General features: G+C 67.0%; 10 protein-coding genes. 6 read left to right on the forward strand and 4 right to left on the reverse strand.

Translation table 11 applies throughout. The features are described from left to right. The first annotated feature begins 448 nt into the window (after positions 1-448). The 6 genes from ACT89H_RS19845 to ACT89H_RS19870 all read left to right on the forward strand — a co-directional run bounded on the left by ACT89H_RS19845 (position 449) and on the right by ACT89H_RS19870 (position 8912). The gene (locus ACT89H_RS19845) at positions 449-4309 is read left to right on the forward strand and encodes a murein biosynthesis integral membrane protein MurJ (RefSeq protein ID WP_445110118.1); all 3861 of its coding nucleotides are present in this window, start codon (positions 449-451) and stop codon (positions 4307-4309) included. A 296-nt stretch (positions 4310-4605) separates the two neighbouring features. Next, the gene (gene sigM / locus ACT89H_RS19850; RefSeq protein ID WP_445110370.1) at positions 4606-5187 is read left to right on the forward strand and encodes an RNA polymerase sigma factor SigM; all 582 of its coding nucleotides are present in this window, start codon (positions 4606-4608) and stop codon (positions 5185-5187) included. A 102-nt stretch (positions 5188-5289) separates the two neighbouring features. After that, entirely contained in the window at positions 5290-6063 is a 774-nt protein-coding gene (locus ACT89H_RS19855; RefSeq protein WP_445110119.1) for an RsmA family anti-sigma factor, read from the forward strand. 108 nt (positions 6064-6171) lie between these two features. Then, positions 6172-7182 (forward strand): thioredoxin-disulfide reductase, encoded by a 1011-nt coding sequence (gene trxB / locus ACT89H_RS19860; protein ID WP_445110120.1) that lies wholly within the window; start codon positions 6172-6174, stop codon positions 7180-7182. A 56-nt stretch (positions 7183-7238) separates the two neighbouring features. After that, on the forward strand, positions 7239-7571 hold the full coding sequence (trxA, locus tag ACT89H_RS19865) for a thioredoxin (protein ID WP_445110121.1): 333 nt from the start codon (positions 7239-7241) through the stop codon (positions 7569-7571). 147 nt (positions 7572-7718) lie between these two features. Continuing rightward, a complete protein-coding gene (locus ACT89H_RS19870; protein WP_445110122.1) occupies positions 7719-8912 on the forward strand; it encodes an N-acetylmuramoyl-L-alanine amidase in 1194 nt (397 codons plus the stop codon). A 71-nt stretch (positions 8913-8983) separates the two neighbouring features. Here ACT89H_RS19870 and ACT89H_RS19875 read toward each other — a convergent pair whose 3' ends face one another. From ACT89H_RS19875 to ACT89H_RS19890, 4 genes are all read right to left on the reverse strand, one after another. Continuing rightward, positions 8984-9712, reverse strand: a complete 729-nt coding sequence (locus tag ACT89H_RS19875; RefSeq protein ID WP_445110371.1) for a GNAT family N-acetyltransferase — start codon at positions 9710-9712, stop codon at positions 8984-8986. A gap of 251 nt (positions 9713-9963) precedes the next feature. Beyond that, on the reverse strand, positions 9964-10986 hold the full coding sequence (locus tag ACT89H_RS19880; protein WP_445110123.1) for a ParB/RepB/Spo0J family partition protein: 1023 nt from the start codon (positions 10984-10986) through the stop codon (positions 9964-9966). 70 nt (positions 10987-11056) lie between these two features. Next, positions 11057-12010 (reverse strand): ParA family protein, encoded by a 954-nt coding sequence (locus tag ACT89H_RS19885; protein WP_445110372.1) that lies wholly within the window; start codon positions 12008-12010, stop codon positions 11057-11059. A gap of 1725 nt (positions 12011-13735) precedes the next feature. Continuing rightward, complete coding sequence (locus tag ACT89H_RS19890; protein WP_445110124.1) at positions 13736-13957, reverse strand: hypothetical protein; 222 nt, start codon at positions 13955-13957, stop codon at positions 13736-13738. Positions 13958-14131 lie beyond the last annotated feature (174 nt).

Consider the following 14131-nt stretch of genomic DNA (forward strand, 5'->3'; position numbering starts at 1 on the left):
CGGCCAGGCGCCGAGGGTGCCGCCGATCGGTCGACCTCCGGCCGCACCGCAGCCGCGGCCCGGTCAGCACATGGCCCCGCCGCCACCGCCCGCCGCCCAGCCGAGGCCTCCTATGCCGCCACCGCCGCGCCCCGGCTCCGTACCGAATCCACGGCAGTATCCCGCTCCGCCGCCGGCGGGTGGTCCCGGCCGGCCCCGGCCGGTTCCGCCTGGCCCCGCTCGCCCGGGGCCCACGCCTTCTGGTCCGCCCGCCGGCGCCCGGCAGGCGCCCCCGGCCGCGCCACGCGGACCGCAGTCCGGCGCTATACCGGCGGTGCCACGGCCGCCGCAGTCCGGCCCCATCCCGGCCGCGCCGCACCCACCCCGGTCCGGCGCCATACCGGCGGTGCCACGGCCGCCGCAGTCCGGCCCCATCCCGGCCGCGCCGCGCCCACCTCGGTCCGGACCGATGCCGGCAGTCCCGCCGGAATCCGATCGGGTGCCGCCGCCGCGCTACGCCCCGCCGCAGCAGTTTCCGCCACCGGGGCAACGGCCGGCGACCCCGGTCCGGCACGAACCCCCGGAACCGGATCGCCCACGAACCGGGGAGTGGCCTGCCGCTACCGGCACCGCGGAGCCGCCGGCGGCCGACCAGCCGAAGCAGAACGCGAGTTCCCGGCTGCTCAGCGATTCGGGATCGATCGCTTTCGCGACACTGATCAGCAGGATCACCGGGTTCGGTAAGCAACTGCTGCTGCTCACCGTGCTCGGTCCGGCCATCGCCAGCGCCTTCACCGTCGCCAGCCAAATCCCGAACATGATCGCGGAATTGGTGCTGGGCGCGGTGCTCACCGCGATCGTGGTGCCGACGCTGGTGCGCGCGGAACAGGAGGACCCCGATCGGGGAGCGGCGTTCGTCCGGCGCCTGGTAACCGCGGCGTTCGTGGTCCTGGCCATCGCCGCGCTGCTGGCCACGGCCGCCGCGCCGGTGTTGACCACCCACGTCTTCCTGTCCGACGACGGGCAGGTCAACACCGCGCTGACCACGGCGCTGTCTTTCCTCTTGCTGCCCGCGATCCTGTTCTACGGCATGTCGGCGCTGCTCACGGCGATTTTGAACACCCGGCAGAGGTTCAAACCCGGCGCCTGGGCACCAGTGCTGAACAACCTGGTCGTACTCACCGTGCTCGGGCTGTATGTGCTGATGCCCGGGGAGATCACGCTGGACCCGGTGCGCATGAGCGACCCGAAGCTGTTGGTGCTCGGCGTCGGTGTCACGGTCGGCGTGGTGGTGCAGGCGGTGAGCCTCATCCCGGCGATCCGAAGGGCGGGCATCGACCTGCGCCCGCTGTGGGGCATCGACGATCGCCTGAAGCAGTTCGGCGGCATGGCCGCGGCGATCATCCTGTATGTGCTGATCAGCCAGGCCGGCTTCGTCTTCGCCACCCGGATCTCCTCGCACGCCGACGCGGCGGGCCCGGCGATCTACAACAACGCGTGGCTGCTGCTGCAACTGCCGTACGGCGTGCTGGGTGTCACGGTGCTCACCGCGATCATGCCCCGGCTGAGCCGCAACGCCGCCGCCGACGACACGCCCGCGGTGGTCGACGATCTGTCCGCCGCCACCCGGTTGACCATGATCGCGCTGGTCCCCGTGGTCACCTTCCTCACGCTGGCCGGTCCCCAGGTCGGACAAGCGCTCTACGGCTACGGCAATTTCGGATCGGACGCCGAACGTCTCGGACTCGCGGTCAGCTGGTCGGCGTTCGCGCTGATCCCGTACTCGCTGGTGCTGATCCACTTGCGGGTGTTCTACGCCAGGGAGCAGGCGTGGATCCCCACCTGGATCATCCTGGGCATCACCACCGCCAAGATCATCTTCTCCGCGCTGGCCCCGATGATCACCGACGCCGAGCACGTGGTGGTCGCGCTGGGTGTGGCGAACGGCCTCGGCTTCGCGGTCGGCGCCGTGGTGGGCGGTTTCCTGCTGCACCGCAGTCTGGGCGATCTCCGAATGGCCAATGTAGGCCGAACGGTGACTCGTGTCGTCCTTGCCTCACTCGCGGGGGGCGCGGTGATGTGGATCGTGGACCGGGTACTCGGCCTGGATCGGCTGAGCGCGTCCTTCGGCGGGCCCGGTTCACTGATCCGGGTGGCGATCAGCGCGATCGTCATGTTCGCGGTGGCCTTCGGCTTGATGCGACTCGCCGGTATTCCGGAGATCGTCGCCATCACCGTGGCCATCTCGCGACGCCTCGGCTGGACCCCGCCCGCGCCGGAACTCGGCCTGGAAAGCCCGGCCGAAGATCCCTATGTCACGCAGGTGCTCCGCAGGCCCGACCCCTACTTGGCATACCCGCGGTTCGATCCGTACATGGATGCCCAGACGATGGTGCTACCTGTGATCAGACCCGATGCCGTTGACCGCACTGGCATGGGGGAGTTCCCGTACCCTGTTCGGCAGAGAAGCACAAGTGGCGAATTCGCCGGAACCTCGACATACCAGGGCGAAGGAGGACCGAGGGTGAGCGACGACGCGGTGGGCGGCGTCCCGGCCGCCGATTCTTCTGCGACCACGTCCGGCGGACTGTCCACCGATGTACCGCCGACCGCGGGGGAGCCGTTGGATCCCGCGTACGCGAACAACGAGCCGGACACGGCCGGACCGGAGCAGGACGCGGCGAAACCGCAGGAGAACCAGCTGCCGCCGCGCGATCCGATGTACGACACCGGGATGATTCCGGTCGGCTCGCCGGAGATGCCGCCGATGGGTGGCGAGAACTTGGGCGCCCGGCGAATCCCGCGCGGCCCCAAGTTGATTCCGGGCGCGTCGGTGGCAGGCGGCCGTTACCGCCTGCTGGCCGATCACGGCGGCGCCCGCGGCCTGAAGTTCTGGCAGGCGCTGGACATCAAACTCGATCGCGAGGTCGCGCTGACCTTCGTCGACGCCGACCAGAAGGAGACGGAGAACTCCGGGCAGGACGGTCCCCAGGCGATTCTGTCCCGGACACTACGGCTCGGCCGGATCAACTCACCCGGCCTCGCCCGCGTACTCGATGTCGTGCGCGGCAGTTCCGGCGGCATCGTGGTGGCGGAATGGACGCCGGGCCGTTCGCTGCGCGAGATGGCCGAGACGGTGCCTTCGCCGATCGGCGCGGCGCGTGCCATCCGCGCCCTCGCCTCGGCGGCGGAGCTGGCGCACCGTGGCGGCGGATCGCTGTCCATCGACCATCCCGACCGGGTACGCATCAGCGCATCGGGTGACGCGGTGCTCGCGTTCCCCGGCACGCTGTCCGATTCCGACGCGCAGTCCGACGTGCGCGGTCTCGGTGCGATGCTCTACGCGCTGATCACGGCCCGCTGGCCGATCCGCTCGGGCGGTGTGAGCGGCGCCGCCGCGACCGTCGGCGGACTGCGGCCGGCCGATTTCGGCCCGGACGGCACTCCGGTGGAACCCCGCCAGATCCGTCCCGAAGTGCCGTTCGAGATCTCCGCGGTCGCCGTGCGCTCGCTGGAGTCGAACAAGGGCGTGCGTACCGCGGCAACCGTCCAGCACGTGCTGGAGCAGGCGTCGGTGGTCGACCAGAAGACCGATTTCATCCCGGTGCTGCGGCTCGGCCAGCGCGCTCCCGCGAACATGGACGACTCGCTCGCCGATCCGGAGCTACTCGCGGCCGAACGCGAACGCTCGCAGCGCATGATGTGGATCATGGTCGGCCTCGGCATCCTCGCCGCGCTCGTGGTCGGCGTCGTGATCTGGTGGATGGTCAGCGTGTTCGCGCCGAGCGCTTCCGAAGCGCCGCTGAACGAGCAGCGCAATATCGGCCTGACGACGAACAACCAGCCCGCGCCGACGCCCGCCGCCGCGGGCCCGAACCTGACCTCGACCGGTGCCCCGGTCCCGGTGACCGGCGTGTCGGTGTTCTCGCCCGAGGGCACCGCCGACGGCGTCGCCAACGCCCGCGCGGTGCTGGACAACGACCCCGGCACCCAGTGGCGCACCGATCAGTACTTCCAGCAGTTCCCCGCGCTCAAGAAGGGGGTCGGTCTGCTGGCCACGCTGCCGGCCCCCGCGAAGCTCACGAACGTGTCGATCAACTCGCCCAGCGCGGGCACCTCGGTGGAGATCCGCACCTCGCCCACCGGCTCGCCGACGCTGGATCAGACCCAGCTGATCGGTTCCGCCCGGCTGGACGACGGCGTCACCGACATCCCGGTACGGGCCGACCAGGCCGCCCGCTACGTGCTCGTCTGGATCACCGGGCTGGCGAATTCCGGAGGACAGTTCCAGACCGCCATCGCGGACATCCGCTTCGACGCCGCGCCGTAGCCCGGCTCCACCTGCGCCGCCCATTCGTTCGCGCGCAGTGTGCTGCGCGACGTCGAGTGTCGCGTATTCGCTCGCATCCGTCCCGAAGTTGGTTGCTGCCAAAACATAACGGACGATATGATCTTCGGGCGCTCTCAGCAGGGGAGCTTCCCAGGTTCTGGCGTTTCTCGATCCTGGATGCTGCGAGTCTCGGTGATGGTCAACCATGCCCGTTGCCGCCGTGAGGGCTGTCCAAGGGGTTGGCATTGTCGTCCGAAGTGAACGAGGAGCTCGGCAGGGATGCGTCGCAGCCGGTGATGTGTCGCGAGCGCTCCTTCGAACTCGGTGAACGCACCGATGTGGAGTTGTTGCGGGCGCATGTCGCCGGTGAGCGGTACGCGTTCGCGGAGTTGCTGCGCAGACACAACGATCACCTGTGGCAGACCGCGCTGCGCACCTCCTACACGCGTGAGGATGCGGCCGATTCCCTACAGGACGCGCTCTTGTCGGCGCATCGCACCGCCGGCTCGTTCCGAGCGGAGGCGGAGGTGCGCAGTTGGTTGCATGCGATCGTGGTGAACGCGTGCCTGGACCGGATCCGGCGGAACAAGGCCAGGCCGGCGTTGTCGCTGTCACCGGAGTCGATGCCCGAGCCGAGGCTTACCCGCGACGAGATGGCCGAGGTAGAGACGTCGTTGGTCATCGATCGGGCGTTGTTCTCGCTGCCTCCAGATCAGCGAACCGCGCTGGTGGCGGTGGATGTGGAGGGGTATAGCGTGGCCGAGGCGGCGGCGTTGCTCGGCGTGCCCGAGGGGACGATCAAGAGCCGGTGCGCTCGCGCGCGGCAGCGGTTGAAAGAGCGATTGGATTTTCTGCGTGATCCCGGGAACCGGGGGTAGTTGGGATGCGTCATTAACAGTGACGAACCACTGAGCGAATCAGAGACAGGCCCCGTCGCCGAGGGGGTCCCCGCGATATCCGATGCGAACAACGGAGGTGCGATGGCTACCGAGTCCGTGCCGCAGCCCCCGTTCGCGCCCGACTTGCTGTCCGACCTGCATGCCGGCAACGTAACGCCGGCGCAGCGGAAGCAGCTGTGGCCGATCGTCTCGCGCGACCCGGAAGCGGTTCGCTATCTGCACGCGCTGGACGACGTGCGTGCCGAGCTGCGTGCTCTTGGCCGGGACGAGCGCATCGTCCATTCGATGCCGGACGACGTGGCGGCCCGGCTCGCTCGGTTCGTCGACGAGCTGGAGCCGCCCGAGGGCGCCACGGTTCATGAGCTTCCGCCTCCGCGGGTACGCGAATCCGTCGGCGAAACAGAAGTTTCCGGATCGGCGCCGGTGGCTTCGGACGAGCGTCGCCGCGGCAGGTTGCGCTGGTTCGCCGCGGCAGCCGCGGCGATCGTCGCGGTCGCCGGTGCGGGTGTCTGGGCTTCGACGCTGCGCGGCGGTGACGGCCCGGCGCCCACCGCACAGCCGACCACCAGTAATGAAGACTTGGGCGAGGATCTCACGGCCACCGTGGCCCTCGGCGCGCTGGGCCGTCACAACGTCACCGGAGCGTTGGCCGGCCCGGAAGCGCTGGAGCGTTGTGTACGGGCGAACGGTCTGGACCGCACGATCCTCGGCTCCACCGATATCCGTTTCCAGGGCGGCAACGCGGTGCTCATTCTGCTCAACGGCCCGCAGCCGCCCAAGATCACCGCGCTCGTGGTCGGGACCGGTTGCGGTACAGGTGATCCCCAGCGCAAAGCGCTACAGGACATCGGCTGACCTTGCGATCTGGACCACCCGAGCGGTGTGACCCCGCCGATTCGGGAACAACAGCCATTACCCTGTTGTTGACCGACACGTCCGATCGAAACTTTGCGGAAGGGCCCCATGAGCGAGCGTAGCGAGCAAAAAAGCGACACCGGCACGCCAGTTCGCGATCTGATCATCATCGGCTCCGGCCCCGCAGGCTACACGGCCGCCGTCTACGCAGGCCGCGCCGAGCTCCAGCCGCTGCAATTCGAAGGGACCCAGTTCGGCGGTGCGCTGATGACCACCACCGAGGTCGAGAACTTCCCCGGCTTCCGTGGCGGCATCATGGGCCCGGACCTCATGGAGGAGATGCGCGAGCAGGCCAAGCGGTTCGGCGCGGACATCCGCACCGAGGACGTAGAGGCCGTCGACCTGACCGGTCCGATCAAGAAGGTCGTCGTAGGCGGGGAAACCTTCCAGGCCTACGCCGTGATCCTCGCCATGGGCTCGGCCGCGCGCTACCTGAACGTTCCCGGCGAGCAGCGGCTGCTCGGCCGCGGTGTCAGCGCCTGCGCCACCTGCGACGGCTTCTTCTTCAAGGGCCAGGACATCGTGGTGGTCGGCGGCGGCGACTCCGCCATGGAAGAGGCGACCTTCCTGACCAAGTTCGCCTCCAGCGTCACCATCGTGCACCGCCGCGAGGAGTTCCGCGCCTCCCGCATCATGCTGGAACGCGCGAAGGCGAACGAGAAGATCAAGTTCGTGCTCAACGCCGAGGTGGCCGAGGTGCACGGTGAGACCAGCGTCACCCACCTCACCTTGCGTGACACCCGGACCGGCGAAACCTCCGAGCTGGCCGCCACCGGCCTGTTCGTCGCGATCGGCCACGATCCGCGCAGCGAACTCGTCAAGGGCCAGGTTGCTCTGGACAGCGAAGGATACGTGCTGGTAGACGACCCGACGACCGCGACCGACATCCCCGGTGTCTTCGCCGCGGGCGATCTCGTCGACCACACCTACCGCCAGGCGATCACCGCCGCAGGCACGGGTTGCCGGGCGGCCATCGACGCCGAGCGCTGGTTGGCAGACCAGGGCGACATCACCTCGAACACCCTCACCCACGCGGGTGAGTCGGTAGCCGTCAACTGAGCTCGCGCCGGACGAGCCACACACTTCTGTCTCGCTGTATCGCAAGGAGAACATTCATGTCCGAGTCCGCCAACACGGTCACCGTCACCGACGCGTCCTTCGCCGACGACGTGCTGCTGAGTGAGAAGCCGGTCCTCGTCGATTTCTGGGCCGACTGGTGCGGACCGTGCAAGATGGTCGCGCCCGTCCTGGAGGAGATCGCGGGCGCGCACGCCGACAAACTGACCATCGCGAAGCTGGACGTGGACGCCAACCCGAGCACCGCCCGCGACTATCAGATCCTCTCGCTGCCCACTATGATGCTGTTCCGCGGCGGTAAGCCGGTCAAGCAGATCGTCGGAGCAAAGGGCAAAGCGGCTCTTCTGCGCGAACTCGAAGACGTCATCTGAGGACGCGCCGTAGGATGCCTGGACCCGGGGATTGTCGAAACCCGGTCCGGGTCTGAGACAATCGACTGACGCTCCGGTCGTGCGAAGGTGTATCCCGTCGCATGAGTGGGTACCCGCGGGTTTGACGGAAGGAAAGGGCTCTCACGCATGCACCGACTTCGTCACGGCGATTCCGGTCCAGCCGTAGCAGAGGTTCGGAGCACCTTGGCAAGCCTCGGGTTCCTGCACGCGCACGTCGGTATCGATAGCTCGGACGCCCGCGAGTACTGGAAGGACACCGAAGTCTCCTTCGATCATCACCTCGACTCCGCGGTTCGCGCATTTCAGCAGCATCGTGGTTTGCTCGTCGACGGTGTGGTCGGCCCGGCGACCTACCGGGCACTGAAGGAAGCGTCCTACCGACTCGGCGCGCGCACGCTGATCTACCAGCTGTCCGCGCCGTTGTACGGCGACGATGTGGCCACGCTTCAGCGCAGGCTGCAGGATCTCGGCTTCTACGTGCACCGGGTCGACGGCTACTTCGGTCCGCACACCCATGACGCGCTGACCGCTTTCCAGCGCGAGATCGGCCTGTCGGCCGACGGCATCTGCGGTCCCGACACGCTGCGCTCGCTGGACCTGCTCGGTGCCAGGGTGACCGGGGGCAATCCCCACCGGATCGCTGAGGAGGAGGTCGTGCACCGGGCAGGACCGCAGCTCACCGGAAAGCGGATCGTCATCGATCCGGGTCTCGGCGGCCCCGACAAGGGCTACACCGTGCCGACGGAGTACGGCGACGTCTACGAGTCGGAGATCCTGTGGGACCTCGCCAGCCGTCTGGAGGGGCGGATGGCGGCCACGGGCATGGAGACCTTCCTGTCCCGGCCGTGGGGCGCCAACCCCACCGACGCCGAGCGCGCGGAAACGTCCAACGCCTTCGACGCCGATCTGATGATCTCGCTGCGCTGCGCCGCCAACCCCAGCCCGCTGGCCAACGGCGTCGCCGGGTTCTACTTCGGCAACTCGCACGGCTCGGTGTCCATGATCGGACAGGTGCTCGCCGGGTTCATCCAGCGCGAGGTCGTTGCTCGAACGTCCTTGCAGGACTGCCGCACCCACGCGCGAACCTGGGACCTGTTGCGTCTCACCAAGATGCCTACCGTGCAAGTCGACATCGGTTATCTGACAAACGAATACGATGCGTCGGTACTCACCAACCCGCGCATGCGCGACGTGATCGCCGAAGCCATTTTGATCTCGGTGAAGCGGCTGTACCTGCTCGGGCAGGACGACCAGCCCACCGGCACATACACGTTCGCGGAGCTGCTGGCCGAAGAGCTGGCCGCCGCCGACCGGATGTAGCCGTCGTTCTTTCGCAAGTCGAAGCGCTCCCTGCCAACGCTTGGTCGGCAGGGAGCGCTTCGATGTTCAGCTCAACGCGCTCCGATGCGGGTCGGCACGGTCATCGACGCCGCCGCGAGCAGCTGATCCAGCGCCCGTTCGACGTCTTCCTTCCAGCCGTGGTCGGAGGCCAGCTCCAACCGCAAGCGCGGGAATCGGTGATGCGGAGCCACGACCTCGAAGCCGACATCTTCCAGGAAGTCGGCGTCGATCATGCAGCTCTCGGGTGAGCATGCGGTCGTCGCGCCCGCCGGGTTCGCATTCTTGATCGGCGCGACGATCCGCTCGAGCAGTGTCATCGAGCCGGACCGATCCGACAGCGCCTGCGTCGTCGGATCGGTTCGAATACCGAACGCCTCCAGAGCGCGCACGCCGCGGCGCACCAGATCGGCCACCACGGCCTGGATCAAGCGGTGGGCGACATCGGCATCCTGATAGGGGAATTCGGCCCGCAGCGTGGTCAATAGGACCGCGTCCGGGCTCACGGGGGAGGTGGGGAAGAGCGTGGCGCGCGGCACCGCGCTCGGTGGTGCGTACAAGGCGCAGCCGGCGACGTTGCCGTCCACGTTCGCCACCTGTCCGCAGGAACCCCACTCCAGCATGACCGTGGACAGCCAGGCTTCCTTCTCGAACACCGGATCGCTGAAGTTGCGCGAGTCTTCGGCCACCGCGGGGTCCATCTCCCAGAAGACACAACGCCGCGCATGCGCGGGAAGCTTCTCCAGTCCGCCGAGGGTTAGTGCTGTGACGCTGGTCGACACCGCTCTGCTCAGCCTCCAGCTGTCCGATTCATCCACGCTCACGTCGCATCAATGTTTGCTCGCCAGCAAGAATAAGCGATCAACGGGAACCTGCCTCATTCCATATCGCTGTGCTGTTTGTCGGAAGAACTTGTGTTGCTCCACTGGGAGCGACGCACGCTCCACGGCCGCGCGAGACCCTGCCGTCACAGTGACGTTTCGACCGGGACCCTGCACCTATCTGAACCACAAGTTCAATTTCGTCACTTCTGTCACACTGCGGGTGCGTTCCGCTCCATCAGGGCGACGATCCGTTCGAGGTCGTCGACCGAGCCGAACTCGACGACGATCTTGCCTTTGCGCTTGCCCATGCTCACGAGGACCCGGGTGTCGAAGGAGCCGGACAGCCGATCGGCCACGGCCTGTAGACCTGGCATCTCGATCGGCTTGCGCCGAGCGACCGGAGAGGGCGCGGCCGCGTCCTGTTCCCGGTTCGCCAGCATGACGGCTTCCTCGGTAGCCCGGACCGAGAGTCCCTCGGCGACGATCCGGGTGGCGAGCACCTCTTGAGCGTCCGCACCCGCGTCGAGACCGAGCAGTGCTCGCGCGTGCCCGGCGGACAGTACGCCCGCCGCGACCCGGCGCTGCACCGGAATCGGCAACTTCAGTAGACGGATCATATTCGTCACAACGGGGCGAGAGCGGCCGATTCGGGCAGCCAATTCCTCGTGGGTGACATCGAATTCCTCCAGCAACTGCTGGTAGGCCGCCGCCTCTTCGAGCGGGTTCAGCTGCACCCGGTGGATGTTCTCCAGCAAGGCGTCGCGCAGCATGGACTCGTCCGCGGTCTCCCGGACGATCGCGGGAATCGCGGCCAGCCCTGCCTCCTGGCAAGCCCGCCAGCGCCGCTCGCCCATGACCAGCTGGTAGCGGTCCACACCCGGTTCGGTCCTGCGCACCACGATGGGCTGCATCAAACCGAATTCGCGAATCGAATGCACCAGCTCGGCCAGTGCGTCTTCTTCGAAGACCGTGCGCGGCTGCTTCGGGTTCGGCTCGATCTGATCCGGCGGGATCTCCCGATAGACGGCGCCGCCGGCCTCCAGTTCGGCGTTGTCGGCAGGATCCGGCACGCGATGCAGGTAGGTCGAGGGAGGCTGCTGTCCGACGGGATCCAGACCGATGACACTCGCCGCAGCACTGCTGAGTCCCGGTGCTGCCGTCGGTGTCGTCGGTGTCGTCGGGATCAGCGCGGCGAGGCCACGCCCGAGCCCACCCTTCTTCGCCTGACTCATCGGTCTACCGACCCCTTCCTCGTTCCGCTACCAAACCGGACTGTGCCGAGCGTCGGCCCGGCCGGCCGAGTCACTCCGCCGTCTTCGCGGCGACGCGCGGGACCATCGCGCGGGCCGCCATCTCACGTCCGGCGTCCAGGTAGCTCATCGCGCCCCGGGAGCCTGGATCATAATCGAGCACCGTCATGCCGTAGCCGGGCGCCTCCGACACCTTCACACTGCGTGGAATCACCGACCGCAGCACGACATCGCCGAAGTGCCCACGGACCTCTTCGGCGACCTGGTCGGCCAGTTTGGTTCGCCCGTCGTACATAGTGAGAATCACGGTCGAGACGTGCAGTTCGGGGTTCAGATGCGCCTGCACCAAACCGATATTGCGAAGCAGCTGACCGACTCCCTCCAAGGCGTAGTACTCGCACTGGATCGGAATCAGCACCTCCTTCGCCGCGACGAGCGCATTGACCGTCAGCAGCCCCAAGGAAGGCGGGCAGTCGATCATCACGTAATCGATGTCGTATCCGGCGATATTCGCCTCTTGGATAGCGGCTTTCAGGCGCCCCTCCCTGGCCACCATCGACACGAGCTCGATCTCGGCGCCCGCCAGATCGATCGTCGCGGGGATGCACAAGAGGCGCTCGTTGTGTGGACTCGCTTTGATGGCGTCCTTGACCGATACCTCGCCGATGAGCAGTTCGTAGCTCGAGGGGACACCCGAATGGTGCTCGATACCGAGGGCGGTGCTGGCGTTGCCCTGTGGATCGAGGTCGATCACGAGCACCGTCATCCCCTGATGCGCCAGGGCGGCCGCCAGATTCACGGCGGTGGTCGTCTTCCCGACGCCGCCTTTCTGATTGGCGATCGTGATGATCCGTTGCTCGTGCGGTTTCGGCACAGTCACCTTTCCTGGATGGAGGACCTGACTTGCACGTTGCGCTTCGGCGGCTATCGGGGTCTCACTGGGAGAGATGTGCCCGAATGGTGTACTTCCGAATGCCTCCGTCTCGAAATTGCTGGAGTCCAGCATCCCCGGCACGCGCGACGTTGTTTCCCGTGAAACATTCGCCGGACCGCTCGACATAGACAGCTCCTAACCCGAGAAACTTCAGAACACGTGCGCGCGACGGGTCGGCGTCGTTTCTGCAACAGCCTTTGTCGGTTCGAGCGCGATGCACAACCGGCTTCGCGGCGCCCGATCGACCGAGCGGAGCTGCTCGCCGCAGTGACAACCAGATCCCTCGTGGCACCTACGCTCACGCCCGACGCACACTAGCTTGCCAGCACTGAGCGGTTTAAGAAAGCTGAATCGCGGCGAGGCGCACAGCGACACGCAAAATCCGCACGAATTTGCCTCGACACGCGTGCGGTTTCACATGAAACATTGCCGTCGGCAGGCGATACGGCGGCAGGCGTATCGCAGCCGGATCGCGGATTGCTACTCGCAGTGACGGTTCGACCCCGGGTGCACTTCGAGAGGCACTCGATGCAGTCCCCTGATTGACGCAGAGGCATGCTCGTGGAACTCCCCGGCTCGGCGGCGCGATTCAGACACTCCGGTCGGCTCTTTGGTCCCGGCACACGGCACAGCCGTGCACCACGTCAAATGAACTGAGCTCGATCGCGGATCGACAGCCCAGCAGTGGATTCTTGCCTTGCGTGTACGTTGCCGCGTTCCGAGAGGGACGGGCGGACAAAGGATCACACAGATCGCATCCGGCCGCAGCTCCACTCGGAGGCTGATCCCGTCAGCGCCTTCTGGTTCCGCGGTGGACGGCTCCGCCACGCCACTATGACTTCACAGCGATCACGCCCCAGCGATCCACCGCTCTCAGCGCGCGTGCGGTTTCACATGAAACATTGCCCGTCGGCCGGCAGGCAGGCGTGCCGCAGCCGGATCGCGGATTGCTACTCGCAGTGACGGTTCGACCCGGCGCGATTCAGACACTCCGGCCGGCTCCTTGGCCTGGCATAGCCGTGCGGCAGCTGAGCGCTCTTGGCGCCACTACGGTCCGATGGCCACGAGGGGAGTCCCGTCAACATCACGGTACGGCGGCTTCGCACCGACTGCTGCCCGCCCTGAAACTCTGTCGCAGATCTCTGCGATCACACCGTCCCAACCCGACCGTATGCGGAGTTCGCGAGGACTCCTTCTACGCAAGTCCGACTAGATCCAGCGGCGGGAGATACCGATTCACGTGAAACATCCGGCGGGCGACAGCTCGCACCGTGAACAGACGGCTACGAGTCCCGAGACGGAGTCGCTCTAGGGCACTTTGATTCACGTGAAACATTCGCCGCTCGGCAATCTGGACCGCCACGCGATAGCAAATCCGTGACCGCCGCTCTCCGCTCGGACTCCCGCGGCTTGGATTCACGTGAAACATCGGCAGCAATGTGTCCGCGGATGGATGAGCCGAGCCGGGAGTTCCACGAGCATGCCTCTGCGTCAATCACGGGACTGCTTGGAGTGCCTCTCGAAGTGCACCCCGGGCATGCATACGGGCGGCTAACGCGATGACCTGTCGCATGCCGGCACGATGGGCTTGATCCGATCCTTCACCACGCGGACCGCTCCGCACGCCTTCGCTCGCAGGGCGCCAGTCGCAATTCCCTTTCGAAGCAACAGCAGACGGAAGCCCTGACTCTCGACTTCAGCCACCGAGCAGCCACACCGGGTTCGAAATGTGGGACCCATCGATGAAGTCCCCGCCGCGCCCGAGTACCGGAGGGAATCGAACCAGGTGCAAGTAGATCATCCGCTGAGTCGTCCAAGCGACTTACTCGGAAGCGTACGCAGCACCACCGGGTGCACGATCTGGATGATCTCCCCGACCGCTCGGCGATCACCCACGGCCGCCTGATCCATCCGCGACTCGGGACTGGCGGCCAAAAGCCGGACCATCTGCCTGGACCGGGTTTCCTCGACGACATGCCGATAGGACGGAGAAAGCAGCGACTCCACCTGACCGAGCATGCCCGAACCGACTCCAGCGGTCTTGGGCCCATGACGCCAATAGATCCAGCCCCGACGCTCCGCCCACCACCGCGATCCGATCGATCACGACCACTGCCACGACAAGCCCCGCCACTCCGATCACCCAGTGCATTCGCCAGCCTCCCACCGCTCGAATCGCCACCCGAAACCAAC

It is taken from the genome of Nocardia aegles, from assembly GCF_052545135.1.

What these genes read in the sequence shown, in the direction of transcription:
- ACT89H_RS19845 (WP_445110118.1), top strand. Translation starts at nt 449, where the DNA reads ATGCCGGCAGTCCCGCCGGAATCCGATCGGGTGCCGCCGCCGCGCTAC.
- sigM (WP_445110370.1), top strand. Translation starts at nt 4,606, where the DNA reads ATGTGTCGCGAGCGCTCCTTCGAACTCGGTGAACGCACCGATGTGGAG.
- ACT89H_RS19855 (WP_445110119.1), top strand. Translation starts at nt 5,290, where the DNA reads ATGGCTACCGAGTCCGTGCCGCAGCCCCCGTTCGCGCCCGACTTGCTG.
- trxB (WP_445110120.1), top strand. Translation starts at nt 6,172, where the DNA reads ATGAGCGAGCGTAGCGAGCAAAAAAGCGACACCGGCACGCCAGTTCGC.
- trxA (WP_445110121.1), top strand. Translation starts at nt 7,239, where the DNA reads ATGTCCGAGTCCGCCAACACGGTCACCGTCACCGACGCGTCCTTCGCC.
- ACT89H_RS19870 (WP_445110122.1), top strand. Translation starts at nt 7,719, where the DNA reads ATGCACCGACTTCGTCACGGCGATTCCGGTCCAGCCGTAGCAGAGGTT.
- ACT89H_RS19880 (WP_445110123.1), bottom strand. Translation starts at nt 10,986, where the DNA reads ATGAGTCAGGCGAAGAAGGGTGGGCTCGGGCGTGGCCTCGCCGCGCTG.
- ACT89H_RS19885 (WP_445110372.1), bottom strand. Translation starts at nt 12,010, where the DNA reads ATGCTGGACTCCAGCAATTTCGAGACGGAGGCATTCGGAAGTACACCA.
- ACT89H_RS19890 (WP_445110124.1), bottom strand. Translation starts at nt 13,957, where the DNA reads ATGCTCGGTCAGGTGGAGTCGCTGCTTTCTCCGTCCTATCGGCATGTC.